Origin of the sequence: Delftia sp. 60 (genome assembly GCF_002754395.1) — a bacterium.
GTDB lineage: Bacteria > Pseudomonadota > Gammaproteobacteria > Burkholderiales > Burkholderiaceae_C > Comamonas > Comamonas acidovorans.
In genome coordinates, this window is record NZ_PEFD01000001.1 from 3,001,681 (window position 1) to 3,025,940 (window position 24,260).

Consider the following 24,260-nt stretch of genomic DNA (forward strand, 5'->3'; position numbering starts at 1 on the left):
CCCCAAGGAGGACTCGCATGACCTGGAACGTTCGCATCGGTATCAATCCCCTGTCCTGGATGAACGACGACCTGCCCTCGCTGGGTGGCGATACGCCGCTGGACACGGCACTGAAGGAGGGCGCCGAGATCGGCTACGCGGGCTTCGAGCTGGGCAACAAGTTTCCGAAAACCGGCCCCGCGCTCAAGGCCAGGCTTGACGCGTACGGGCTGGCCTGCGTCTCCGGCTGGTACTCGGGTTTTCTGGCGCAGGCCGATGCGGGCAGCGATGCACAGGCCCTTGCCGCCGAGGCCGAGCGGTGCAAGCCCCACATGGACAGGCTGCGTCACAACGGCGTCGACGTCGTGGTCTATGGCGAATGCGCGGGCACGGTCCAGGGGCAGATCGGCACGCCTGTGTCCCGGCGCCCGCGCTTTGCCGACGATGCGGCCTGGCAGCGCTATGCGTGGCGGCTGGATGCCTTTGGCGCGCACCTGCTGGAGTGTTACGGCATCCGGCTGGCCTATCACCACCACATGGGCGCCCATGTGGAATCCCCGCAGGATGTGGACCGCCTGATGGCGCTGACCGATCCGCGCAAGGTCTTCCTGCTGTTCGATACCGGCCATGCCTACTACGGCGGGGCGGCCGATCCGGCGGCGCTGCTGAAAAAACATGTGGCGCGCGTGGCGCATGTGCATTGCAAGGATGTGCGTCCCCAGGTGATTGCCCAGGCACGCCAGGGCGACTGGAGCTTTCTGCAGGGCGTGGTCAACGGCATCTTCACGGTGCCGGGTGACGGCGCGCTCGACTTCGAGGCGGTGCTGCGCACGCTCAGGGATGCCGGCTACCAGGGCTGGCTGGTGGTCGAGGCCGAGCAGGACCCCGCCATCGCGCCCGGCTACGCATACGCGAAAAAGGGCTACGAGACGCTGCGCGCGCTCATGGACCGGCTGGGCGCCTGAGGCCATCCGGCATCGAGGCATGAAAACCAAGGGAGGACAACGTCATGACATCTGCAATCCACCACGCCCTGCGGGGCCCTGCGGCCCGGGCCACCGTGCCTTGCCTGTGCGCTGCGGCGCTGGCCGGCGCAGCCAGTCTGGCCACGGCGCAAGGCAGCGTCACGCTGTATGGGCGCATCGTCAGCGGTGTCGACTATATGAACCGCATTGCCGAAGGGCCGGGCCGGTCTTCCGATCAACTCCGGCACGCCGGGCAATGGGGCGCAACCTGGTGGGGGCTTCGCGGGGCCGAGGACCTGGGTGGCGGCCTGAGCGCCGTCTTCCATCTCGAAAGCCAGTTCTCCGCCGACGACGGCACGGTGGGCGACAGCTTCTTCAGCCGCTATGCGGTGGTCGGCCTGCGAAGCCAGACGTACGGCACGCTGCTGCTGGGCCGGGCCATGGGCATTCCCGATGGCGAGGTCTGGGCCCTGGACCCCATGGGCCTGCAGGCCATGGGCGCGGGCACGCTGCAGGGCAACCGGACCTGGGGGTCGCGCCCCAATGCCATCAGCTATCAGTCGCCGGCCTGGGGTGGGCTCTCGTTTCGCACCCAGCTGGGGCTGAACGGAGAGGCGGGCCGTTCCCGGGCCGGGCGCCAGGCCGCCGCCAGCGTGGGCTATGAGCAGGGGCCGCTGGTGCTCAAGGCCTTCTACGAGGAAATCCGCGACGGCAACGGCGCGTTCGCCTCGCTCTACACGGCATCGCGCCTGTACACGGTGGGTGCAACCTACCGCGTGGGCGGCCTGAAGCTGTTCACGGGCTACAGCCAGATCCGGTCAGGTGCGCTGACGGTGGCCGACGCCGACAACCCGGCAGGCGCCCGCAGTCAGCAGACCTGCTGGATGGGCGCCAACTACCAGGCCACGCCGGCCCTGGTGCTGGTGGGCGGGGCCTACCGCGCCAACCGCAGTGGCGGCGGCGCCAGCCTGGTGAGCCTGGGGGCCAACTACCATCTTTCCCGGCGCACCATGCTGTATGGCACTGTGGGCACCGTCTCCAACGGCGGCGGAGCCTCGTTCTCGGTGGAGGCCAACAGCGCCAGGCCAGCACCCGGGTCCGGCCAGCAGGGCGTCTACACGGGCATCGTGCACTCGTTCTGACGCTGGCTTTTTGCGCATCAACCCTCGGCCCGGCCGGGTCAAGTCCGGGTGGGCCGGCTCGTGCGGGGCGGCTGCCGCGCCGCTTGGCTGTATTCTTGGTGCTTCGCTTCACGCAGCCTTGCGGCCGTTCCCACCATGCATTTGTCCAGACGCGAATTCCTCGGCGCCGGCGCTGCCGCCGCCTGTGCCTCGCTGGTCGGTTGCGCGGCGTCGGCGCCCGTGTCGGGCAGCTTCCTGCAGCCGTGGCGCAGCCATCTGGAGATGCCGCGCGACCAATGGCGCCAGCGCCTGGCCGCCACCCAGGCGCTGGGCTGCCGGGAGCTGTTCGTGCAATGGAGCGGCCTGCTGGGCGATTCAGAGGCGGACAGCTGGATGCTGGCCGACGCGCAGATCGCCGACCTGCTGGACATCTGTACCGAACTGGGCATGGGCGTGCACCTGGGCCTGCCCTATGACGAGCGCTGGTGGAAGCAGATCAGCCTTTCCAATGCAGCAGGCCCCGCGCCCTACCTGGCGCATATCGCCGAGCAGGGCACCAACCACATGTACGCCAGCACCTGGCCGCGCCATGCGGCGTTTCGCGGCTGGTACATCCCCTACGAGCTGGAGCAATACCACTGGGCCGCGCCCGAGCGCATCGAGCTGCTGTTGAGCGCACTGCAGCCACTGGCGCAGGCGGCAGCGGCCACGTCCGGCCAGGTGCCCGGCATCTCCACCTATTTCAGCCAGCTGCAGACGCTGGGCAGCCTGCCCACGCTGTGGAGCATCCTGCTGGACCGCGTGTCCCTGCGCCCCATGGTGCAGGACGGCGTGGGCGTGGCGGGACTGCGCAACTACGAGGCGCTGGCACCGCTGCAGCAGATGCTGCTCGAGCGCAGGGCGCCGTTCGACCTCATCGTGGAACTGTTCGAGCAACTGCCGTCCACGCGGCCCGATGGCTCGGACTTCCAGGCGCGCACGGCCAGTTTCGAGCGCGTGCGCCGCCAGTGGGACGTGGCCCGCGACTACGGCGCCCAGCGCGTCGTCGCCTTCGCCATCGACCCCTGGGTGCTGAACGACACGCCGGAGGCCCGGCAACTGCTGCGCGAGTGGAAGGCCGCTGCCCGCTGAGCGCGGTGGCTGCCGGGTCAGAAGCGCTTGCCGATGATCTCTCTGAGGATTTCGCTGCTGCCCCCGAAGATCCGCAGCGCCCGTGCATCGGCCCAGGCGCGGCCAATGCCGTATTCGGCCATGTAGCCGTAGCCGCCGTGCAGTTGCAGCAGCTCGTCCAGCACCTGGCCCTGCAGCTCGGTGGCGTTGAGCTTGGCCATGGCGGCGGTGACGGAGTCCAGTGAGCCTTCCATGTGCTGGGCCAGGCAGTCGTCCAGGAAGACGCGCAGCATGGTGGTCTTGGCCAGCGCGTCGGCGAACTTGAAGCGGGTGTTCTGGTAGTCGAGCACGCGGCGCCCGAAGACCTTGCGGTTGCGCACGAACTCGGCGGCCTCGTCCAGCATGCCTTCGGTGGAGGCCGCCGCACGCAGCGCGATCGCCAGCCGTTCCTGCGCCAGCTCCTGCGTCACATGCTCGAAGGCGGCGTTTTCGCGCCCCAGCAGGTGGTCGGCCGGCAGGTGCAGCTCGTCGAAGAACAGCTCGCAGGTGTCCTGGCTGTGCTGGCCTATCTTGCGCAGGGCGGCACCCTTGCCCAGGCCCTTCATGCCTTCTTCCACCACGAACAGCGACAGGCCGCGCGCGCCCAGGTCGGGCTCGGTGCTGGCCAGAACCACCATCAGGCCGGCGTTGACGCCATTGGTGATGAAGGTTTTCTGGCCGTTGAGCACGTAGCCGCCGCCTTCGCCCTCGCTCTTGCGGCGGGCGCGCGTGCGCACGGCCTTGAGGTCGCTGCCCGCGCCGGGCTCGGTCAGGGCGATGGCACCGATCAGCTCGCCCGTGGCCATGCGCGGCAGCCAGCGGTCCTTCTGCACCTGCGTGCCGAAGTTCCAGAGATAGGGCGACACCATGTCGGAATGGATGGAAAAGCCGATGCCCAGGCAGTTGGCGCGCGCCAGCGCCTCGATGACCACGGCCGCGTGGCCGAAGTCGCCGCCCTGGCCGTAGGGCGGGGGCAGGTCGCAGTTGAGCAGGCCGCTGTCGCCGGCCTTGCGCCACAGGGCGCGCGGCGTGATGCCCTCGGCCTCCCAGTCATTGATGTGGGGCAGGATCTCGGTGGCCACGAATCGGTCCACCTGTTCCTTGAACAGCAGGTGGTCTTCACGCAATACGGAGCGGGTGCGCATGTCTGTGTCGGTCTCCTTGGGCTGGGTCAGGGACGATAGGTGTCGGTGGCGCTGGCCTGGCCGCGCAGCACGGGTGCGGCGGCCGTACCCGTCATGAACAGGCTGTAGTGGTCGCCCGGCTGCAGCTGGGGCAGTGCCAGCGGCGCGCTGGCCGCAGTGGCGCAGGTGGCGGCGAGCTGGGCACTGACCGGGTTGATGGAGCGGCTGGCCGACCTGGCGGGCGCCACGCCCGTGAACAGCGGCGTGCCCGTCCCGGCGATCTTGAGCCCGCCTTCGGTGCAATCGTCGATCAGGTTGTAGAAGCGCAGCTCGGCCTTGAGCGCGTCCTGGCTGCCGCCGGAGTCGTCGATGGACGTGAAGCGCGCGGCCGCGTTCTTGCCCTGGCGCTGCGGCACCAAGGTGGTGAAGCTGCCCGGCGCCACCTTCATGCTGCCGGCGCTCTTGCCGTCCAGCTGAATGGCAAAGGGCGTGTCGCCCTTGACGATGGCGTAGCTGCTGGCCGGCTTGCTGCCGGACAGCGTCTGCTCGGGGCCGTCGCCGATCTTCACGCGCAGGCTGCCCGCGTCGGGGTGGACCACGCGCACGAAGGACGAGCCTGCGGGCGGGCGCGCCGCATAGAGCTGCGCCAGCGTGCCTTCGGCATGCGCGGCGGGCAGGCAGGAGAGCCCGGCCAGGCCGGCCAGGGCGAGCGCGACGGTACGCATCACGGGGGAAAAAGCGGAGGTCATGCCTGCGGGTCCTTGGTTTACTTGGCGGGGCGCATGCGTGCATCAAGGTACATGCGCTCCAGTTGCTTGCGGTCGGCCTTGTCAGTCTGCGTCAGCGGAAAGCCGTGGCAGGCCAGCAGTTCCGACGGAATCATGTAGGGCGGCACGCGCTGGGCCAGCAGTTCGCGCCATCCGGCCAGGTCTTCGGGCAGGGGCTGCATGCCGGGCGGGCCGCTGCGGTCCAGGTCCACGAAGCCGATCATGCGCACGATGAAGCCATCGGGCCGCTTCAGTGCCACCGCCGCGCCTGCGCGCACGCCGGGCAGGGTGGCCAGCACGGCATCGACCTCGGCCAGCTCGATGCGGTAGCCGTGCATCTTGATCTGGTCGTCGCGCCGGCCGTGGAAGGTGACCAGGCCGTCGCCGTCGATCTCGCCCAGGTCGCCCGTGCGGTAGCCGCGCTTGCCGTTGCGCATGAACATGCGTGTGGCGTGCAGGTCGGGGCGGTTGAGGTAGCCGCGCATCACGTGGTCGCCGGCCACGCAGATCTCGCCTTCGTCCAGGAACACATCGGCATAGGGCTTGGCCCGGCCGATGGGAAAGGGCAGCGGCGCGCGCTGGCGCAGCGCGGGGTCGATCTCCACCCAGGTGGTGGAGCAGGTGGCCTCGGTGGGGCCGTAGGAGTTGATGATGCGCGCCTGGGGAAAGCGGCTCCACAGCGCCTCGGCCACGGTGGGCGTGAGCGATTCGGCGCCGAAGACGAAGACGCGCAGGTCGGGCAGGTGCTGCTGGTCGAAGTCGGCATCCAGCAGCTGCTGGCGCACGAAGGAGGGCGTGGACGCCCAGACGTTCACATGGGTGCCCGCCAGGTAGGCGGCAAAGGCCTGGCGGTCGGCAATGGTCTCGCGCGCGCACAGCACGCAGGCGCCGCCTGTGACCAGGGCTCCCATCCAGTTGAACAGCGAAAAGTCGAAGCTGAACAGCATCTGGTCCATGAAGACCGGCGCCTCGCCCAGGGCCAGGCAGTCGCGTATCCAGCCGGCGAACAGGCCCAGGCTCTCGCGCCCGATCTGCACGCCCTTGGGATCGCCCGTGCTGCCCGAGGTGAACATGATGTAGGCCAGCGATTTTTCCTGCAGCGGCTGCGCGGCGATGCCGGTGTCCAGGAAGCTGCGGGCCTGCGCGTCGTAGTGCAGGCCGGCCTGCACCAGCGTGGCGATGCGCGCCATGCGCTCGGGCGGGTTGATCACGTCCACCGGCACGAAGGGCACGCCCAGGCGCAGGCAGCCGAGGATGGCCACGAGGAACGCGGTCTCCTTGTGCCCCGTGATCAGCAGCGGCTCGTCGCGCCGCGCGCCGCGCGCCAGCGCCTGCTGCTCCCATTGCGCCACGGCCTGGGCCAGTTGCTGCCAGTCCAGCGTGCCGGCGGCATCGATCACGGCGGGCCGCGCGGTGTCGGCGCCGGGCTCGGTGAAGTCGAAGCGGTCAAAACTGAATCGCATGCGGGCTCCTTGTTGCGCAGGGACAAAGGGACAGGGCGGCGGCGTGCAGGCGCTGCATCAGGCCTTGCGCTGCTCGGCCACGTACTGCGCCAGCGTGTGCACGGATTCCAGGTGCAGGTCGATCTCCGATGGCGGTATCTTGACGCCGAATTCCTTTTCGATGGCCAATGCCACGTCCACGGCGGACAGCGAGTCCACCAGGCCCGATTCGAGCAGCAGCGTATCGGGCTCGACCGAGGTCAGGATGATGGCGCCGATGATCTGGGCAATCTTGGTTTCGATGTCATTCAGGGACATGGTTTCTCTCCAACAGGTGTTTCAGAACTGGAAATACAGGAAGCGGGTTTCCTTGTGCAGGTTGACCAGGCACAGGAAGAGCAGGACCAGGGTCACGGCTGTCCAGCCCGCGCTGGGGCGCCAGCGCATCCAGGCGCGGGGCGCTTCCTGCACCTTGAACATGGCGGGCGAGAAACGGCCCAGGATCTGGTGGGCATTGGGCGTGAACCAGGCAATGGCCAGCAGCAGCAGCACCAGCGCCAGCTGCATGTGGTGGCCTATGGCCAGGCGGATGGCATCGCCCAGTGCCAGTCCCTGGACGTGGGACAGCGACTCCAGCGCCTCCACGCCGCGCAGGCCGGCCATGCCCTTGAGCAGCAGCATGGCGTCGCCCACGCCGTGGGCGCGGAAGAAGGTCTGGGCGATGAGCACGGCGATGAAGGTGATGACAACGCACAGCGCCTGCACGCCCCGGCCCGACTTGCGTGCGGCGGCCGGCTTGCGGCTGACCACGAAGATGCGCCAGGCATGGTTGACCGACAGGTAGAAGGCATGCAGCAGGCCGAAGATCACGTACTGCAGGCCGGCGCCGTGCCAGATGCCCGCCAGCCCCATGGTGAACAGCGTGGGCACGACGATGGTGGCCGCAAAGCCGCCGGGCGTGCGCGCGGCGCTGGAGCCCACGGACAGGCCGCGCTTTTCGCGTGCGCGCGAGATGGCCATGGCCACGGGGTAGTACAGGTAGGCCGTGAGGTAGCGCGTCAGCGTCATGTGCCAGCGTGCCCAGAAGTCGATGATGCTGCCGGCCTTGTAGGGCGAGTTGAAGTTCAGCGGGAAACGGATGCCGAACATGCGCGCCAGGCCCAGCGCCATGTCCGAATAGCCCGAGAAGTCGAAGTACAGCTGCAGCGCGTAGCTGAGGCTGGCGCCCCAGGCGGCCCAGAACTGCAGCTCGCCGGGCGCCGCGAAGCCCGCGTCTGCATAGGGCGCGATCTCGTCGGCCAGCAGCACCTTCTTGGCCAGGCCGATCACGAACAGCGTGCCGCCGATGGACAGGTTGTCCGCGCGGAACCGGTAGTTATCCGGCTGCGCGAACTGCGGCATCATTTCCTTGTGGTGCAGGATGGGCCCCGCGATCAGGTGCGGGAAGAAGGTCACGAACAGCACGTAGCTGAGCAGGCTGCGTTCCTTGACGATGCCCGAGCGGCAGTCCAGCAGGTAGCCGATCTGGGTGAAGGTGAAGAACGAGATGCCCAGGGGCAGGATGAGCTCGTGCATGCCGCCCTGCGTCAGCCCCCATTCGCCCAGGAAGTTGAACAGCGTGGCGAAGTACTTGTAGTGGAACAGCGCCGCCAGGTCCGCGCCCACGCCCAGGGCGGTGACCAGCCCCTGCAGCCGCGCGCGGCCCGCAAAGCGCAGGATCAGCAGGCTCACCACGTAGTTGAAGGCGATGGACAGCGCCAGCAGGGCGACGAACTGCGGGTTCCACCAGCCGTAGAAGACAAAGGACGTCAGGCACAGCCAGAACGCGGCCAGCCGCAGGCTGATAGCCCCGGCCAGGTAGTGGCCCGCCAGCGCGATGGGCAGGAACAGCAGCAGGAAAAGATAGGAATTGAACAGCATGTAGCGGGCGGGGTCACGCAGGCGGGGAGGCGGCGTCCAGCTCCTTGAGCGCCGCTTTTTCATCGTCCGTCAGGGGCAGGGACAAGGTGTTTTCCGAGAACTCCCAGATCACCAGCCGCAGGCTGGCCGGCCAGGAGGCGCGGCGCTTGAGCGCGGCCACCATGGCGCCGCTGAACTGGCCGCCGTCCATGCTGAGGTTCCAGACTTCCTGGCCCAGCGCTCGGCCGAGCTGCGGCGCGAAATTGCTGCGCAGCCCGTTGGAGCTGCCGGCCAGCAGCACCTGCACGGGAGGCGTCTCGTCCAGCAGGCCGCCGCCGCGCACGGGGGCAATGGTCTGCGGGCGCACCTGGTCGCGCCGTGGGCGCCAGCCGGCCGGGGCATCGGCCAGGCCGGCCAGGGCCAGCAGGTCGCCGGGCAGCGGCTGCAGCGGCCCGGGCGCGGATTCCTCGAAGGCCTGGGCGCCGCGCTGCCCGCCCAGCAGCGGCAGCGCGGCCTGGGCGACGGCCAGGGCGGCGGCGTGTGCGCCCTCGGCATTCATGTGTACGTCGGTGCGAAAGAAAACGGGTTGCGCCTGCTCCTGTGTCTGCAGGGCAGGGCGCAGATCGGCGAAGGCAATGCCGTCGGCCTGCAGGCGCTGCTGCCACAGGTCCAGGCGCTGGAGCATCACGGGTGCCACGGGCAGGCCGCACAGATGGGCGGCCTCGATGCGCGACTTGTCGGGCACGGCCACCACCAGGGTGGCAATGCCTTTGTCATGCAACTGCCGGGTCCAGTGGCGCAGCAGGCGCTGGCGCGCCTCGAAGGGCGCGGCGCCGGTGCCGGGCTGGGGCCGCAGGCCGTCGCGGTAGAACATCCATTGCGGGCAGCCCAGGGCCACCTGCGCTCCCGTATCGCCCAGCAGGCGGTAGCGCAGCGCGGCCTGGCCGGTTTCCAGCGAGGACTGCGCAGGCAGGCGCAGGCCCTTGTTCAGCGCCGCGCCCGCGCGGCCATCCAGCCAGGCGGCCAGTTGCAGCTCGCCGGCCTTCGGTCCCCCGCTGGCCAGCGTCCAGCCGCCCCAGGCCAGGCCCGACAGCAGCAGGGCGCCCCAGATCCAGGCGTTGCGCCGGTGTCCTTTGTCGGTTTGCAGTTCTTGCGCGGTGGGGTCCACGGTGTCAGCCCTTGAGCGCGGCCCGCAGCCGCTCCAGCCAGGTGGCGTTGGGCATGAGCGAGGCGTTGTCCCACTGGCCGGCCGCGTTGGGGCCGTAGCTGTAGGTGGGCTCGAACATCTGCCACACCAGCACCTGGGGCTTGTGGGACTTGAAGGCCGGCGACTCCAGGTACTCCAGCAGCATGGTCCACTGGCCCACGTTGCCGGGCTTCCAGTTCAGCGAGACCGGGCGGTCCAGCAGGTTGGAGAGCTTTTGCGGAAAGCCGAAGTAGGGCTGGACCATGCTGTGGCCGGTGACATGGACGGGGGCGGGCTCATCGTCGAGCAGGCCCTTGGCCGGAGCCTGGCGGCGCACGGTGTAGACCTCGCGGCCGATCTGCTTGCGCTCGTCGGCGGTGAGGAACAGCTCGGCCAGGTCGCCATAGCGGCGCTCGGTGACGGTGTCGCCCAGGGCCAGGCCGCTGCCGGCGCTGCCAGCCAGCTGGGGCACCTCGCCCTGGACCATGCGGGCGGTGGCCTCGGCCGTGGCGTCGGCTGCCGCCTGGGTCCAGTGCTGGTCGGTGCGGTAGAACACGTCCTTGCCGCTGTCGCGCACGGTGCGCAGCACGGCCTCGTCGTCAAAGCTGGGAATGCCGGCGGCCTGCAGCGTCTGCAGCACCTGCTTGTAGCGGCCCTGGACATCGGCGCTCATGGCCTTGCCGTCGGGCATCTTGTCGGCATAGAAGCGCACCTTGTCGGGCAGCAGCAGCACCTGCAGCTTCACGCCACGCGCGGCCAGCAGGTTGCGCGCCTCGGTGATCAGCCGCGTGGATTCGGTGATGCCGGCGCGGTCCACCTGGGTCAGGCTGCCCCAGCCCGGAAACAGCCAGCCGTCCTTGCCCTTGAGAACGATGGAGGAGCTGTCCTGTGCCTGGGCCTGTGCCGTACCCTGCGCTGCCAGCGCGCCCAGCACCAGGGCGCAGCCGGCCAGTCCGCGTGCGGCGCGCGCCATGCCCGAGCGCAGTCCGTGCAGGGCGGGGCGGGGTGCTTGCTTGGTCGAATCCATGGGAGCTTTCTCCTTTTCTCTTGTCTGTGTGGTGGTGGCGGCGGCGGGGCAAGGCTTTCAATAGGACAGCGTCAGCGTCATGAACAGGCCCTTGGCCCGGTCGGCCTGGCCGCCGCCGATGTTGAAGCGGTACTGCATGGACCAGTCCAGATAGGACTGGGCCGTGCTGTAGTGGCTTTCGCGGAACCATTGGCGCAGGCTGACGCCCACGCCGGCGCTGGCGGACCAGCTGCTGCCATTGCCTTGCAGTGCCAGCGTCTGCCCCTGCTGGGCGGCCAACTGGGCTGCGGTGGGCGTGGCGCCCGGGGCTGCCTGCAGGGAGCGCACCTCGACGCGGTTCCTCTGCTTGATCCAGTCGGCCGCGACCACGCCGAATGGGAAGATCACCAGGCCCTGGTTGATGCCGTCGGCCCGGAAGCTGCGCCCGATGCGGGCCTCGGTGGAGAAGAACCATTGCTCGCGCTTGTAGCGGCCCGAGCCGTCGCCCACCAGGGCGCCGTTGGTCTGGTCGGTCAGCGTGAAGCGCGAGGCCATGCTCTGGTTGGCATAGCCGGCCTGGCTGTAGCCTTCCATGGTGAACCAGCTGGAGCGGTCCGTGCGCCGGCCCGTGCCCTCGTAGAAACCATGGGTGACATAGGCCAGCCAGCCGCCCTGGCCCGCGCCCGCGCTGTACTTGGCCGAGATGGGATTGCCCAGTGCCGGGCCCGTGGGGTTGAGCGGATCGCGCCCGCTCATCAGGCAGCGCAGCTGGGGCGATTCAGGCGTGATGAAGCCCGAGCGCGTGGCGGAGCCGATGTTGAACTGGCGCTCTATGCCGAAGGTCAGCGCGTACTTGGTGGACGGCGTGAAGCGCATGCCCAGCGAGCCCGTGGTGGTGGGCAGGCCAGAGATGCCGCGGTTGTCGCCGGCCTGCACATTGATGGGCAGGCCCGTGCAGGGGTCGATGGCGCTTTGGCCCAGCGTGGTGCCGCCGCCGTCGTGCAAGGTGCTGCCCAGCCGCCCATAGACATCGAAGATGCGCGTCGATGAGTTCAGGAAGTTGGACGGGCGCCAGTAGGCCTCGGCCGTGCCGAAGACCGCATCGCCCGCCTGGGTGAGGATGCCGTCCGAGAACGCACGCCCCGCAGGCCGCGCACCCCGGTAGCCCATGGAGACGATGGCGCCCCATTCGCGCGAATAGCCGGAGACGGCGCTGCGTGCGTTCTCGCGCTGGCCGGGCGTGAGCTTGGCGGTGCCGGCGTCGTCCAGGTCGATGGCTTCCTTGAAGGTGCGCACGGCGCCCCGGTTGTCGCCGGTGCCGGCCAGCGCATAGCCTTCGTCCAGCATGGCGCCCGCTGGCGCCTCGCCCGTGGCGCGCGCCGCGCGAAAGTCCTGCAGCGCCTTGGCCGGCTCTTCCTGGCGCGAGTACAGGTAGCCGCGCTGCATCAGCAGCTGGGGGTCGTTGGGGGTGATGGACAGCGACTTGTCCAGCCGCAGCAGGGCCTGGCCCTGCTGGTCGCGGTCGCCTGCGGCCAGCGTGGTGGTCAGCAGCTTTTGCAGTTGCGGGTTGTCGGGGTCCTGCTCCACGGCCGTGCGCGCGTGGTCGATGGCGGCCTTGTAGTCCTGGCGTGCGTAGGCCGCATAGGCCTGGGCGCTGGGGCCGCCCGTGCCCTGGGCATCGGAAGGCTGCAGCTCGCAGACCGTGCCATAGGGCGTGTCGCGGCAGTCCTGCAGGGGCGGCGGATAGTCGGCCATGGCCAGGGTCTGCGAGGCGCCGCGCGTATCGGCCACCATGGGCGTGTCGCGGCCGGGGCGCAGGTCATCGGCTTGCTTGAGGCGGCGCGCCACGGATTCATCCTGTGCCGGCATGGGCGCCAGCAGCGCGCGGGCGCGTGCCGCGTCGCCAGCGGCCAGGGCCGCGTCGGCCGCGATCAGGCGCAGGTTGGCGGACTGCTTTTCGTCCAGCCAGTCCTGCTTGAGCACGGCATCGAAGTCCTCGTTGGCCTGTGCGGTCTTGCCCTGGCGCTGGCGGATGTAGCCGCGCATGCCCAGCGCCGCTGTGTCTTCGTTGTCCTGCGCCAGCGCCTCGTCTGCGGCTTTTTCCGCATCGGGCAATTGCTCGGCCAGCAGCAGCGAGGTGATCAGCAGCAGGCGGTGCGATGCCGTTCCCGGCGCCAGCGCCACGGCCTCGCGCGCAAAGGGCACGGCCTGCGCCGGGTTGTTGGCGATCAGCGCCTGGTAGGCCTTTTGCGCCGGCAGCACGGCCTGGCTGCGGCGCAGGGTCTGGCGCTTGGCCACCAGGTCGCTTTTGTTGGGTGGGTCCAGGGCCAGGGCGGCATCTGCGGCCTCGATGGCGGCGCCCAGCTGTTCCTGCGCCTCCAGCGCGCCTATCCACAACAGCGCCCACTGGCCCTGGCTGGGGTCCAGGCGAAAGGCCTGCTCGGCCCTGCGCGCGCTGTCCGCGTAGTTCTTGGCGTTGTAGTCGGTGTAGGCCTGCGTGGCGATGGGAAAGGCCTTGTTGTAGGCCTCGGAAGCCGTGGCCCCCGCAGGCCCGCCCGCTGCCCCACCTGCCGCTGCGGCCCGCACATTGGTTTCGGCCTGCTGCAGCGTGGCCTCGTCCAGCCCGGCGGCGCGGGCCGAGGCGATGGCCTTGAGCGCTTCGTCGTTCTTGCCCTGCTTTTGCAGCGAGTAGATCAGCAGCATGCGCAGGCGCAGCAGGTCGGGGCGCAGCTGTACGGCCGATGCGGCGGCGGTCGCGGCCCGTGCAAAGCGGCCGGCCTGGTAGTGGGCATAGGCCTGGTTGGCCAGTTGCCACGCGCGGCCCCTGAGTGGCGCCTCCGCCTTGACGGCGGCCACGGCCTGCGGCCAGGCCGGCGGCGTGTTCCAGCCGGCGCCCAGCAGCGCGGCCAGGGTGAGTGGGCGAACGAGGGGTGCGAGACGCTTCATATGCCGGCCTTTGGTGTGCTTGGATTGCCTGGTGCGGCCAAGCCGGGATGTGCCGGGGGATCGGTGGACTCCCCCTGCTGGAAGCTGATGGCCTCGCGCAGCGTGGCTTCATCGAGCCAGCCTTGCTCCATGAGGATGGCGCCCAGCGGGCGGCGTTCGCGCCGCTGGATCTCCAGTGCGCTGGCCAGCCGGGTTTCGTCGATGGCCTGCCATGACAGCAGCAGCTCGCCCAGGCGCTGGCGCTGGTGGCTCAACTGGTCGGTGGACGGGAAGTCGTGCATGGTCTTGTCCCAGGCCAGCCGCTTGCCCGTGACCAGGTGGACGATGAACAGCTTCCAGGCGCGCGCCGCCGCCATGGCATTGATGAAGTTGCCGATCACCATGCGTGGTATGGACAGCATGGCGTGCTCCCAGCCGTACAGGCGCGAGACGAACCAGGCGCGCTGCACCACGCGCAGCAGCAGGGCGATGACGTTGACGCTCATCAGCGTCACCAGCCAGCCGTTGGGAGCGAACAGGGACGGGTAGTACACCGTCCACCAGCCCATGTGATCGGCCAGCAGGAACAGCAGGAAGTTCAGCAGCAGCAGATAGGCCAGGATGGCCACGAAGGAGGTCACCAGCCCCTTGCGGTCCCGGAACAGCAGGTACTTGGTGGACAGCGGCCCGGCCCAGCCGACCTGGCTCCAGCCCTGCAGGCCGATGCCCAGTGTCCAGCGCGCCTTTTGCCGGTACGCGGTCTTGAAGGTGTTGGGAAAGAACTCGCGGATGCCCAGCGGCATGGTCAGCGTGGACACCTTTTCCTTGCCCAGGCCGAACAGCGGCTTGCGCCGTATCAAATAGTCCACGGGGAACTTGCCGAAGATCTGCTTCATGCCCCGGCGTGCCAGCCGAGCGCCGATGTCGTAGTCCTCGGTCAGCGTGTCGGTGTTGAAAGGCTGGTTGTGGGTCTCGGCCGCCAGCTCCTCCATCGCCTTGCGCGAAAAGCAGGTGCCCACGCCGGCCGAGGGCACCATGTGCGACATGCTCTCGCGCACCACCAGGTCCTTGGTGTGCCATTCGGCGAATTCGTCCATGTAGGTGCCGGCCACCAGCTCGTACCACTCGCGCTCCAGCGAGGTCACGGGCAGCTGGATGAAGTCCATGCGCGGCAGCAGGTAGTTGTAGTACTTGAGCTCCAGCGGGTGCAGCACGTCCTCGCTGTCGTGCAGGATCACGCCGGCAAAGGGCTCGGGCTGCAGCGTGTTCTGCTGGAAGATGGCCTGCACGATCCAGTTGAGGCAGTCGGCCTTGCAGGTGGGGCCGTCATGGGGCACCTCCACGCGGACCAGCTGGCGGTAGCGCCGGCGCATGCGCTCGACCTCGTTCTTGGTGCGTTCGTCGTTGCGGTAGGTGCCCACGAAGATCATGTAGTTCTTGTAGTCCAGCGTGCCCACCATGCTCTCCAGCATGGGCGCGATCACGTCGTACTCCAGCCAGGCCGGCACCATGATGGCCAGCGGCTTTTCCTCGACCTCCTGCAACTGCTGTGCCTTGAGCGGCTGGTAGCGGCGCTTGACGGTCAGCGCGCGCCAGGCCTCGCGCACCCAGTACCAGGCGTCGATGAACAGGTCGTCGATGCTGGACAGCAGGATGACGACGGCCACCACGGCGCTGACGATCTCCAGCGCGTGGTAGTAGTCGGCCACCAGGTAGGGCCAGTAGAGGGAAGAGATCATGGCGATCGCCTCATGCCGTCGTCATCGTTGCCCGGGCCGGGCTCAGTGCTTGGACTGCTTGCTGCGCGCCACCGCCCAGGCCAGCACCACCAGCAGCAGCACCACGAACAGCGCGATGGCGATGCCCGGCACGCTCCAGGACAGGAAGTTGCGCCATTCGTGGAAGGCGCTTTCGCGCGGACCCGACGGAATGCCGGTTTCGGGATTGCTGCTGTCCACCCAGGCCAGCGGGCCGTCGCCACCGATCACGGCGATGTTGCCGCGATTGAGCAGGAAGGGCTCGCCCAGGCCGCCCGTCCACTCGCCGATGGCATGCCACAGCACGCCCTGCTGGCCGCCTGCCGTGACCACTTCGGCCGAGGACAGTTGCTTGAGTCCCTTGATGTCCAGCCAGTCCGCCGACTTGCCGCGGATGCGCAGCTGCTGCCGGTCCGTCACCGTCACCAGGGGCTTGGCGCCGTCCACCGGCACTTCCATGGCGACAAAGGGCATGGAGGGCTTGGCCGTTGCATCGGCCTGGGCCACGACCAGCTCGGCCTGCGAAGCCGACAGGCCGCTGGCGGCCGCCAGGTTGGCCATGCGCTCCAGCGCGGCCGGCGCCGCCGACAGATAGCTGGCGGGCACCAGGAACTGCGACTTGGCGCCCAGCAGCGGCAGCAGGCCGATGAAGCTGCCGTTGGCCTCGGCCTTGCCGGGCGTCACGTAGCTGATGGCCGGCAGCACGCTGGCGGGGTAGGGCTGGGGAATCTCGTTGCAGTCGGCCGAGTAGGGCTGGCGCTGCACGGACACCCGCAAGGTGTTGTTGATGCCCAGCGCATAGCCGGGCACACGGGCGCGCAGGCGTTCGGGCTGGCCGTTGGCCTCCAGCTGGCGGGCCGACAGCAGCATGCCGTTCCAGAACAGCGTGGCCACGGGGCGCGTGGCCGAGGCGCCGGGGGCGGCGGCCACGTACAGCGTGATCTCGCCCGGCATCTGGCCCTGCGAGGCCACGGCGCTCAGCGGGAAGTTCATCGTCCAGTCGCCGCGCGACAGCACGTCGAAGCTGTCGGGACTGCCGCCCAGGCTGGACAGGCGTATGCCCTTGGCCTCGTCCCATTGCGGGGGCTGGGCCGCGGCCACGGTCACGTTGTCGCTGACCAGCAGACGCTGCAGGGCGGCCTCCTGCAGGCCGGCCACGCGCGCACCCGCGTCGGCGGCCACGGCCAGCACCATCTGGCGGCCCATGGGCAGGGCGCGCAACTGCTGCGAGGCCAGCGCTTCGTTGGCCAGCGGTGCGCGCCGGGCGCGCCATTGCTGCAGGGCCTGTCCCGCGTCGGGGTCGGCCGCCAGCTGGGCCTGCAGGGCCGCGAAGGCGGCGGTCAGGCGCTGCTGCAGTGCCTTGTCGGCCACCACGATGTCTCCGCTGACCTGGGCGGCCCCCAGCATGAGCAGCGCGCCCAGTTCGGCGTCACTGGCCAGCTTGTGCTGGGGCTCGGCGCCGCGCAGTGCGGCAAAGGCGGGCACGCCGGCCAGGGCGGCGGGAACCTCCAGGCCGCGCAGGTCCAGCGTCTCCCCCACGGCGGGCAATGCATTCACCGTCATGCGCCTGTTGTTGCGCTGCAGGCTGGCGCCAATGCGCCAGGCACTGTCGAACGAGGCCTGCTCCAGCTGCCGGCCCGCCACCAGCACGGTGGTGCGCACGGGCAGGGTGTTCCAGACATCTTCGATGCTGCGCACATCGCGCGGGTCCACGCGGTAGCTCAGCCGTGTCTGCGGCGAGATGGTCAGGGAGTTGGCCAGGGAATGGTTGTCATCGCATCGCACCTGGCCGTTGCGGCTGCGCCAGTTCACGCCCAGCCGCACGAAATCGCTGGCGCGGGCCTGCTGGGCGACGGGCAGCGTGCGCTGCAGCATGCCGTCACCATCGGGCACGGTCTGCGACACGGCGGGCGTGCCGTTGAGCGAGATCACCACGGTCGAGACGCCGGGCTCGCCCTTGAGGTAGCGGCTGTCGAAGGCAATGCTGGCATCGCCCAGCGGCAGGCCGCGCGGCACGGGCAGGTAGAAGTCCTGGGTGGCCGTGCCGGCCAGCACCACGGGATCGACGATGCCCAGCTCCTTGAGCGTGACGCTGCGCTGCAGCCCGTCGCTGGCGCCCAGCTGGCGTATGGCGTCACCCAGCGCCGAGGCCGAGGCCGTCTGCGCGAACAGGGCGCCCAGGCCCAGCAGCGAACCCAGCGCCCAGCGGGCCCCGGTGCGGGAAAGCGATTGGCGGATGGTCGGTTGCATGGGGGCCTCTTTTCTCACTTCGGTGCTCGATTCGTAATGCGCTTCGTGGACGTGGTGCGCGGGGTGGTGCGTGCGTGGTTCAGGCCGGCGCCATGCCCTTGGTCACGGCGGCCGCGATGCCCGGGACGGCCGCGGCGCCTGTGTGTCCGGCGGCAAACTCGTCGAAGGGCTGTCCCAGCAGGGCACGCACGATGCGCTGCGAGGCCTGGCCATCGCCATAGGGATTGATGCGGCGCGCAAACGAGGCGTGGTGCCCCTCGTCGGCCAGCAGCCGGTTGACCTCGGCCACGATGCGCGCGCGCTGCGTGCCCACCAGCAGCACGGTGCCGGCCGATACGGCCTCGGGCCGCTCGGTCACATCGCGCATCACCAGCACGGGCTTGCCCAGGTAGGGTGCCTCTTCCTGCACGCCGCCGGAGTCGGTCAGGATGATGTGGGCGCGCTGCATGAACCAGACGAAGTCCACATAGTCCAGCGGATCGATGAGGCGGATGTTGTCCATGCCGCCCAGCGTGCGCATGACCACTTCGCGCACGGCGGGGTTGAAGTGCACGGGGTAGACGATGAGCAGGTCCGGATGGCGCTGCGCCAGCTCGGCCAGCGCAGCGCAGATGTTCTGGAAGCCTTCGCCGAAATTCTCGCGCCGGTGTCCCGTGACCAGCAGCAGCGGGCGCTGCGCATCCACCCAGGGATGGCGCTGGGCAATGGCACGGGCCAGCTCGGGCTGGGCATCGAGCCGGTCGCACAGCGTGGCCAGCGCATCGATGACGGTGTTGCCCGTCACGGCGATGCGGCCCTGCAGGTTTTCGCCCAGCAGGTTGGCGCGCGACGTGGACGTGGGCGCAAACATCCACTGGCTGACCACATCGACCACGCGGCGGTTCATCTCTTCGGGAAAGGGCTGGGCCAGATCGCCGGTGCGCAGGCCGGCTTCCACGTGGCCCACCGGAATGCGGCGGTGAAACGCCGCCAGCGCGCAGGCGGTGGCCGTGCTGGTGTCGCCGTGCACCAGCACGTAGTCCGGTTTTTCCTGCTCCAGCACGCCATCGGCACCTGCCACCACGCGGGAGAACAGGCCGTTGAGCGTCTGGTTGGGTTGCATGACGGCGAGATCGTGCTGCGCCTGCAGGCCGAACAGATCCATCACCTGGTCCAGCATCTGCCGGTGCTGGCCGGTGACGCACACCACGCTCTCGATGCCCCGCGTCTGCGACAGGGCCGTGACCAGTGGCGCCATCTTGATGGCCTCGGGACGGGTCCCGAAAAACGAAAGAATCTTCATGCCAACCCCTTTTGCGTTTTCCTGTGCTCTTCGCTTGTGCGTTCTTGTGCTGCGCTGTACCCGGCAGGGGCAGGACCCGTCTCAGCCCGAAGACGGGCCGGGCAGGCCGCAAAGCGGTGTGGAATATACGGCGGGTTTTTGGAATTTTCGATCGATTGCTCCGATTCGATTGAAAACTATCGTCAATTGAGAGAAATTGACGGAAGTTAAGAGGACTTGAGGGAGCTTGATGACCTTGCTTTCCATTGGGGAACCTCCGTCGAATCTCAAGCGCCGCAAGCCATGCGCGCCATGGGGCTGGATGCACGTTCGCGCCAGGGGTGCTGTTGCACAAAGCTGCGCGCCTGGGGGCTTTGTTGCAGCTAGTACATCACCGAAACAAGGATGTGCTTGTCAGACGCTTGCCTATTGCTGCCAGCTGCTGCCTATTGCAAGCCCTGGGGCGCGTCTGCGCAAGGCTTGGAGGGGGTGTCCGTGCTGTCGCTTTCCCTGATGTGCGGCCGGTGCGCGGGGCCGGGGCAGGGGCGGGCGCAAACCTGGGCATGAACCTTGCCACAAGCCGGCCCGGAAACGAAAACGGGCCCCGTGTAGGGGCCCGTTTTGCTGGGTGTATGGCGGAGAGGGCGGGATTCGAACCCGCGGTGGGGATTAGCCCACACACGCTTTCCAGGCGTGCGACTTAAACCGCTCATCCACCTCTCCGAAGCCAGCGATTGTAGCAGTGATTTCGGGTGGTCACGGTAAGAAGCTGGAACCGGCAGCGATGCGCGTGCGCCCCGGTGCACCTTGCAGGTACAACCGGCAAGGCAGCCCCGGTCGTTCAGCCGCAAGCCATTTGAGATGGTGAATGGTTGCAGTATCGTGAAATCGGGCGAACTTGTGATGCGGGTTCATCAAGGGAATCTTCGGTGCGCACTATTTGCAGTTGGCAACCCATGGCGTATCCGCATTGATTCAGGTTTTCCTCAGCCCTTGCACTCGATGGAGGCAGATGTCGGAAGCTGTCATGTATACAAGAAGGTATTTTCCTTGCTTTATGAAATTGGGGTGAATTTCATGTAAGTCATTGATGTTGTTGATTTTTGTGCAAATGAAATTTATCTGGATTGAAAGGTTCCAGAATGCATCCTGGATGAATTGCAAATGTTGAATGCAATTCTCAGGCGCAGGATGCATTTTGCAACAGACGCCGCATGCCAGCTTGTAGACAATGCCTGCGGCGCCGGGCCTTGAAATGCCTGTTTCAAGCCCATTGCGGCAGATTCCTCCTGTATTGCGGCGTATCGACAGCCCAGGCCAATCATAGAAACCCGCTATCACCATGGCTCACCATTCAATGCGCTCCGATTTTTACTGTGGCGGGGCGCTGCCATGGCGGGCACTGGCCTTGAGCCTTGTGGCGGTGCTGGGTGCCGGGGCGGCGTTCGCTGCCGGGCCGCAGCGGCAGGTGCTGGAAAGCCTGCTGTCCGGCACGGCCAAGGGGGCGCCTGCCTATGAGTTGTCGCTGCCTGCCTGCACGGCGGCGCCTTGTCCCTTTGAGCTGAGGCTGGTGCGTGCCGGTGTGCAGCAGGGCCAGCCAGCGGCGCTGTCCTGGCCTGCGTCCAGGGGGCCGGCGCAATTGGCGCAGCCCGATCCGCTGTACGGCGTGGGTGATCCGCTGTCTGCGGCAGCAGGGCTCCAGCACCTCGAGCGCGTGTGGACGACTGGCGAGGAAGAAGACACCGTCACCGCTGCCGTGCGCAGCTTGCGCCTGCCCGGCGTGCAGGGCGGCTCGCGTGCGCTGCTGGTCACGCAGATGGGGGGCTTTGAGCATCCCAAGCGCCGCCATGCGCTGTATGTCGCCACCGCCCAGGGCCCGCACCTGGCCTGGCAGTACGACGAGCCCCAGGGCAACTACCAAAGCTGGGTGCTGGCGCCCACGGGCCGGATTCCGGTGCTGCTGGTGCGCTATGCATCACCGCAGGACGATGCGCCCGACCAGATCGAGACCCGCAGCCTGCGCTGGAACAAGGGCCGGCAGGCGTTTGCCGAGCAGGCCTCGGCACCACCGGCCGCCGTGCAGGCCGTGGTGGCGGCGCGCTATGCCAGCGTGGCGGCAGCACGTGCCGCACGCGCGCAGCAGGCCGAATGCCTGGGCGCCTATTCCGTCGTGCGCACACGCCCCGCAGGCGCCGCGCCCCATCACGCCCTGGTGCAGGTGGCGGCGGACATGGCGCAGGCGCATGCCGAATCTCTGCGGCTGCGTGCCTGCTCGGCCAGCCTGCAGCCGCGCACCGTGCCATTGGTGCACCTGCTGCCGGATGCCGGCCTGGAGCCCGGCAAAAAAACCGGCAACAAAACCGACCGCAAACCCGAGCCCGCCCGCTGAGCCGTTGCTGCGGGCCATATCGACAACCACAACGAGGGGAGAAACATGCCTGACATCAAGGACAGCGTAGGCGAGGGCGGCAGCAACCAGGTGCATGACGTGGCCCTGCTGCAGGCCATGCTGCGCGTGGTCAAGGACGCCAAGAACGCGCCGTATCTGGGCGTGGACTACGACGGCAGCTACGGCGCGCAGACGCGCGCCGCGCTGGAGCGTTTCCAGAACGACCACAAGCTGGCCGCCGCCAAGGCCGCGCCGGGCCAGCCGCAGGCCGGGGGTGCCAAGGAGGCGCTGGGCCTGGCGGCAGCCGGAGGGGCCACGGTGGCCAAGCTCAGCGGCATGCTGCCGGCCTCGCACCAGGGCATGCGCGCCGCTCAGAACTCCAAGACGGTGTACCTGGAGGCCAAGGCCCAGGACGTGGCCACCAGCAAGGCCGCCATTGCCAACGATGCGGAGTACGAGCCCACCTTCCGCGCCAAGCTGGCCAGCCTGGTGCAGCAGATGTATGACACGCACAAGATCGCGCTGTGGATCACGCCCACGGGGCGCCGGCGCACCTTTGCCCAGCAGGCCGCCGAGACCCAGACCAAGGCCGGCCCGGGCGAGAGCAACCACAACTTCGGCCGCGCGGCCGACATCGGCTTCAAGCGCTTCCAGTGGGTCAAGGGCGACGGCAGCATCGTCACCGACGCCGACTGGCTCAACCAGCTGGAGGCCGTCAAGTCCGCCGATGCATCGCGCTGGTGGAATGAGCGCGACAGCCTGGCGGCCAAGCAGGGCCTGCTGCCGCTGAAGTTCGAGCGCGTTCACCTGCAGGCTTTCGCGCAGCAGGGGGTGAGCAACCAGCGCTCGCTGGCCAAGCTGCTCAACGCCGTGTCGCAGAACAACATGGGCTGGAAATCCGCCTACCAGGCCGACCTGCAGTCCCAGGGCAAGCACTGGGTGAACGTGGGGTCCGCCAAGTCCATCTGGGCTGGAACAGCCTCCGTGACCAAGGCCGATGTTGCCAAGGCCCGCACCGCGGCCACCGGCAAGCAGGTCAAGGAAGCGCAGATCACCCAGGACGAGGTGGACGCCATGCGCCGCATGCTCAAGGCCGATTTCGAGCAGGCCGACCTGAACTGGTCCAAGTGGGCGCCCGTGCCCTGAGCCTGGCCGGACGCCTGCCGTGCAGGCAGGCGTCACTCCCATCGCATCTTCCGGAGAGAGCATCTTGAGAATCGACCCTTCGACGGGCGAGGCCGCCCTGCGCGCGCCACTGTCCCTTTCGCTGCCCCTGCCTGTGTCCCTGTCCGCGTCCCTTTCGGCGTCCCTTCCCGCCATGGACGCTGACGCAGCGCCGGGCAGGCCGCCTGCCATCCGCGCCCCGCAGGACGTTCTTTCGGGCGTGCGCGTTGTCTCGCAGCTGCTGCAGGACTTTCGCCCCATCACCGAAAGCATCGAGTGGGAGCTGGGCCACCTGCACTGGGCGCAGGCCGGCCTGCTGACCTTTGCCGAGAACGAAGTGCCCTACGTGGTCAACAACAGCGGCCGCCTCTCGGAAGATGCGGCGGCCCTGCTGTTCCACCACTGCGCGGACACCGCGCCGCAAGGCGCCATTGCCGTGCTGGAATTGGGCGCCGGCTGCGGCCTGTTTGCGCGCATGTTCCTGCAGGCCTTCCGGCACCTGTGCCAGCAGGAAGGGCGTGATTTCGACCAGCGGCTGGTCTACTACGTCACCGATGGATCTCCCCGCACGGTCGCGCAATGGCAGGAGCGCGCCCTGTTTGCCGAGTTCGGCGGCCAGGTCGTGGCCGGCTGCTGCGACGCCATGCGGCCCGAGGCCGTGCAGCTGCCGGACGGCAGCACGGTGCCCCTGCCGCCGCTGCACGCCGTGTTCTGCAACTACGTGCTGGACGTGCTGCCTGCCACCGTCGTGCGGCGGCAGGGCGACGGGCCGGTGCAGGAATTGCGCATACGCACCCGCCTCACCGATGACGCCCAGCTCGTGCGCCAGTACACCGCGCTGTCGCCGGGCGAGATCCGCGCCCTGGTGGACCATGCGGATGCAGCGCAGCGTGCGCGCCTGCTGCCCCTGGTGGGCCTGTTCGAGCAGGAGGTGGGCTTCTTCGACTGCGACCAGGCAGCGCTGTCGCCCTGGGTGGATGCCGCCTTGTCCGTCAGCGAGGCGGCACCGCGCCTGCTGGTCAACCACGGCGCCTTTGGCGCGCTGCAGACGCTGCAGCAGCGGCTGGCGCCCAAGGGGCTGGTGCTCATCAACGACTACGGCGCCTGCACGCCCGAGGCGGCGGCCCAATCGGGCGCCTCCCAGCGCTTTGGCCGCACCAGCGCCATCGGCCTGAACTTCCCGCTGCTGGCGCAATTGTTCGGGCGCGAAGGCTGGCAGGTGCTGGCGCCTTCGGGCGATGCGCAAAGGGCCATCCATGCGCGGCTGCTGATCGGCGAGGGATGCGAGCGCACGGCGGCAGCCTTTCTCAACCGCTTCAGCGCCGACGCGCAGCAGTTCTTCGAGGCCCCGGCCCATGAGGCCCGCACGCACCTGGAGTCGGGCCGCCAGGACGCCGCCCTGGAAAGCTACCGCCAGGCCATCACCCGCAGCCCGCGCGACTGGCGACTGCTGGGCGAGGTGGCGGAATTCGTGGGCCTGCAGCTGCGGGACTTTGCCGCCGGCATCGAGCTGGCGCGCAGCGCGCTGGACCTCAATCCCTGGCTCAGTACTTGGCTGTGGAATGTGCTGGGCGACTGCCTGTTCTGCCAGGAGCAGTTCGCGGCCGCGCATGAGGCCTACCTGCAGGCCGAAGGCATAGACCCGCGCGATGCGCGCACTCAGCTCAACCTGGCCTACACCTGGCAACAGCGCGGCGACCCGGCGCGCGCGCTGGCCTGCATCGCCCAGGGCCTGGCGGGGGATGCGCATGGCGTGCACACGCAGCGCCTGATGGAAAAGCAGCAGCAGATCCTGGCGCAGATCGCTGCCCTGCGCGCCTCGGAGCAGCAGCGGCTGGCCCAGCGCGCGGCACGGCTGCAGGGCGGGGCATAAGCC

Annotated in this window: 18 protein-coding genes and 1 tRNA gene; 6 read left to right on the top strand and 13 right to left on the bottom strand. The window is 68.6% G+C overall.

Annotated features, from left to right (window positions below; all coding sequences use genetic code 11):
• Positions 1-17 precede the first annotated feature (17 nt).
• The 3 genes from iolE (at position 18) to CLV01_RS13660 (ending at position 3,196) form a co-directional block, all read left to right on the top strand.
• A complete protein-coding gene (gene iolE, locus CLV01_RS13650; protein ID WP_099734086.1) occupies positions 18-944 on the top strand; it encodes a myo-inosose-2 dehydratase in 927 nt (308 codons plus the stop codon).
• A 44-nt stretch (positions 945-988) separates the two neighbouring features.
• A complete protein-coding gene (locus CLV01_RS13655; protein ID WP_099734085.1) occupies positions 989-2,086 on the top strand; it encodes a porin in 1,098 nt (365 codons plus the stop codon).
• A 135-nt stretch (positions 2,087-2,221) separates the two neighbouring features.
• Positions 2,222-3,196, top strand: coding sequence for a DUF4434 domain-containing protein (locus CLV01_RS13660; RefSeq protein ID WP_099734084.1), 975 nt, complete (start codon positions 2,222-2,224; stop codon positions 3,194-3,196).
• 17 nt (positions 3,197-3,213) lie between these two features.
• Here CLV01_RS13660 and CLV01_RS13665 read toward each other — a convergent pair whose 3' ends face one another.
• From CLV01_RS13665 to CLV01_RS29105, 13 genes are all read right to left on the bottom strand, one after another.
• Positions 3,214-4,359, bottom strand: coding sequence for an acyl-CoA dehydrogenase family protein (locus CLV01_RS13665; RefSeq protein WP_099734083.1), 1,146 nt, complete (start codon positions 4,357-4,359; stop codon positions 3,214-3,216).
• A 26-nt stretch (positions 4,360-4,385) separates the two neighbouring features.
• Positions 4,386-5,087 carry an alginate O-acetyltransferase AlgF gene (locus tag CLV01_RS13670; protein ID WP_063326553.1) on the bottom strand — a complete coding sequence of 234 codons (702 nt, stop codon included), beginning with the start codon at positions 5,085-5,087 and terminating at the stop codon, positions 4,386-4,388.
• Between the two features lie 17 nt (positions 5,088-5,104).
• Positions 5,105-6,568 (bottom strand): AMP-binding protein, encoded by a 1,464-nt coding sequence (locus CLV01_RS13675; protein WP_099734082.1) that lies wholly within the window; start codon positions 6,566-6,568, stop codon positions 5,105-5,107.
• A 57-nt stretch (positions 6,569-6,625) separates the two neighbouring features.
• Positions 6,626-6,865: an acyl carrier protein gene (locus tag CLV01_RS13680; RefSeq protein ID WP_012204786.1), complete on the bottom strand. Its 240-nt coding sequence runs from the start codon at positions 6,863-6,865 to the stop codon at positions 6,626-6,628.
• Between the two features lie 21 nt (positions 6,866-6,886).
• Complete coding sequence (locus tag CLV01_RS13685) at positions 6,887-8,467, bottom strand: MBOAT family O-acyltransferase (RefSeq protein ID WP_065346253.1); 1,581 nt, start codon at positions 8,465-8,467, stop codon at positions 6,887-6,889.
• A gap of 13 nt (positions 8,468-8,480) precedes the next feature.
• Positions 8,481-9,614, bottom strand: coding sequence for an alginate O-acetyltransferase AlgX-related protein (locus CLV01_RS13690; RefSeq protein ID WP_099734081.1), 1,134 nt, complete (start codon positions 9,612-9,614; stop codon positions 8,481-8,483).
• Positions 9,615-9,618: 4 nt separating this feature from the next.
• A complete protein-coding gene (locus CLV01_RS13695) occupies positions 9,619-10,659 on the bottom strand; it encodes an alginate O-acetyltransferase AlgX-related protein (protein ID WP_099734080.1) in 1,041 nt (346 codons plus the stop codon).
• A 57-nt stretch (positions 10,660-10,716) separates the two neighbouring features.
• Complete coding sequence (locus CLV01_RS13700; protein WP_099734079.1) at positions 10,717-13,584, bottom strand: NfrA family protein; 2,868 nt, start codon at positions 13,582-13,584, stop codon at positions 10,717-10,719.
• On the bottom strand, positions 13,581-15,302 hold the full coding sequence (locus tag CLV01_RS13705) for a glycosyl transferase family protein (protein ID WP_099734078.1): 1,722 nt from the start codon (positions 15,300-15,302) through the stop codon (positions 13,581-13,583). Before CLV01_RS13705 ends, CLV01_RS13700 begins: the two co-directional genes overlap by 4 nt.
• Before the next feature lie 42 nt (positions 15,303-15,344).
• Positions 15,345-17,570, bottom strand: a complete 2,226-nt coding sequence (locus CLV01_RS13710; protein WP_099734077.1) for a hypothetical protein — start codon at positions 17,568-17,570, stop codon at positions 15,345-15,347.
• Between the two features lie 79 nt (positions 17,571-17,649).
• Positions 17,650-18,852 carry a non-hydrolyzing UDP-N-acetylglucosamine 2-epimerase gene (wecB, locus tag CLV01_RS13715; RefSeq protein WP_099734076.1) on the bottom strand — a complete coding sequence of 401 codons (1,203 nt, stop codon included), beginning with the start codon at positions 18,850-18,852 and terminating at the stop codon, positions 17,650-17,652.
• A 612-nt stretch (positions 18,853-19,464) separates the two neighbouring features.
• Positions 19,465-19,554: transfer RNA gene (locus CLV01_RS13720), tRNA-Ser, on the bottom strand.
• A gap of 252 nt (positions 19,555-19,806) precedes the next feature.
• The gene (locus CLV01_RS29105) at positions 19,807-20,175 is read right to left on the bottom strand and encodes a hypothetical protein (RefSeq protein ID WP_143290069.1); all 369 of its coding nucleotides are present in this window, start codon (positions 20,173-20,175) and stop codon (positions 19,807-19,809) included.
• A 73-nt stretch (positions 20,176-20,248) separates the two neighbouring features.
• Here CLV01_RS29105 and CLV01_RS13725 point away from each other — a divergent pair, with 73 nt between their 5' ends.
• The 3 genes from CLV01_RS13725 (at position 20,249) to CLV01_RS13735 (ending at position 24,257) form a co-directional block, all read left to right on the top strand.
• Positions 20,249-21,220: a hypothetical protein gene (locus CLV01_RS13725; protein WP_257221577.1), complete on the top strand. Its 972-nt coding sequence runs from the start codon at positions 20,249-20,251 to the stop codon at positions 21,218-21,220.
• A 45-nt stretch (positions 21,221-21,265) separates the two neighbouring features.
• Positions 21,266-22,366, top strand: a complete 1,101-nt coding sequence (locus CLV01_RS13730) for a peptidoglycan-binding protein (RefSeq protein WP_099734074.1) — start codon at positions 21,266-21,268, stop codon at positions 22,364-22,366.
• A gap of 64 nt (positions 22,367-22,430) precedes the next feature.
• A complete protein-coding gene (locus tag CLV01_RS13735; RefSeq protein ID WP_099734073.1) occupies positions 22,431-24,257 on the top strand; it encodes an SAM-dependent methyltransferase in 1,827 nt (608 codons plus the stop codon).
• Positions 24,258-24,260 lie beyond the last annotated feature (3 nt).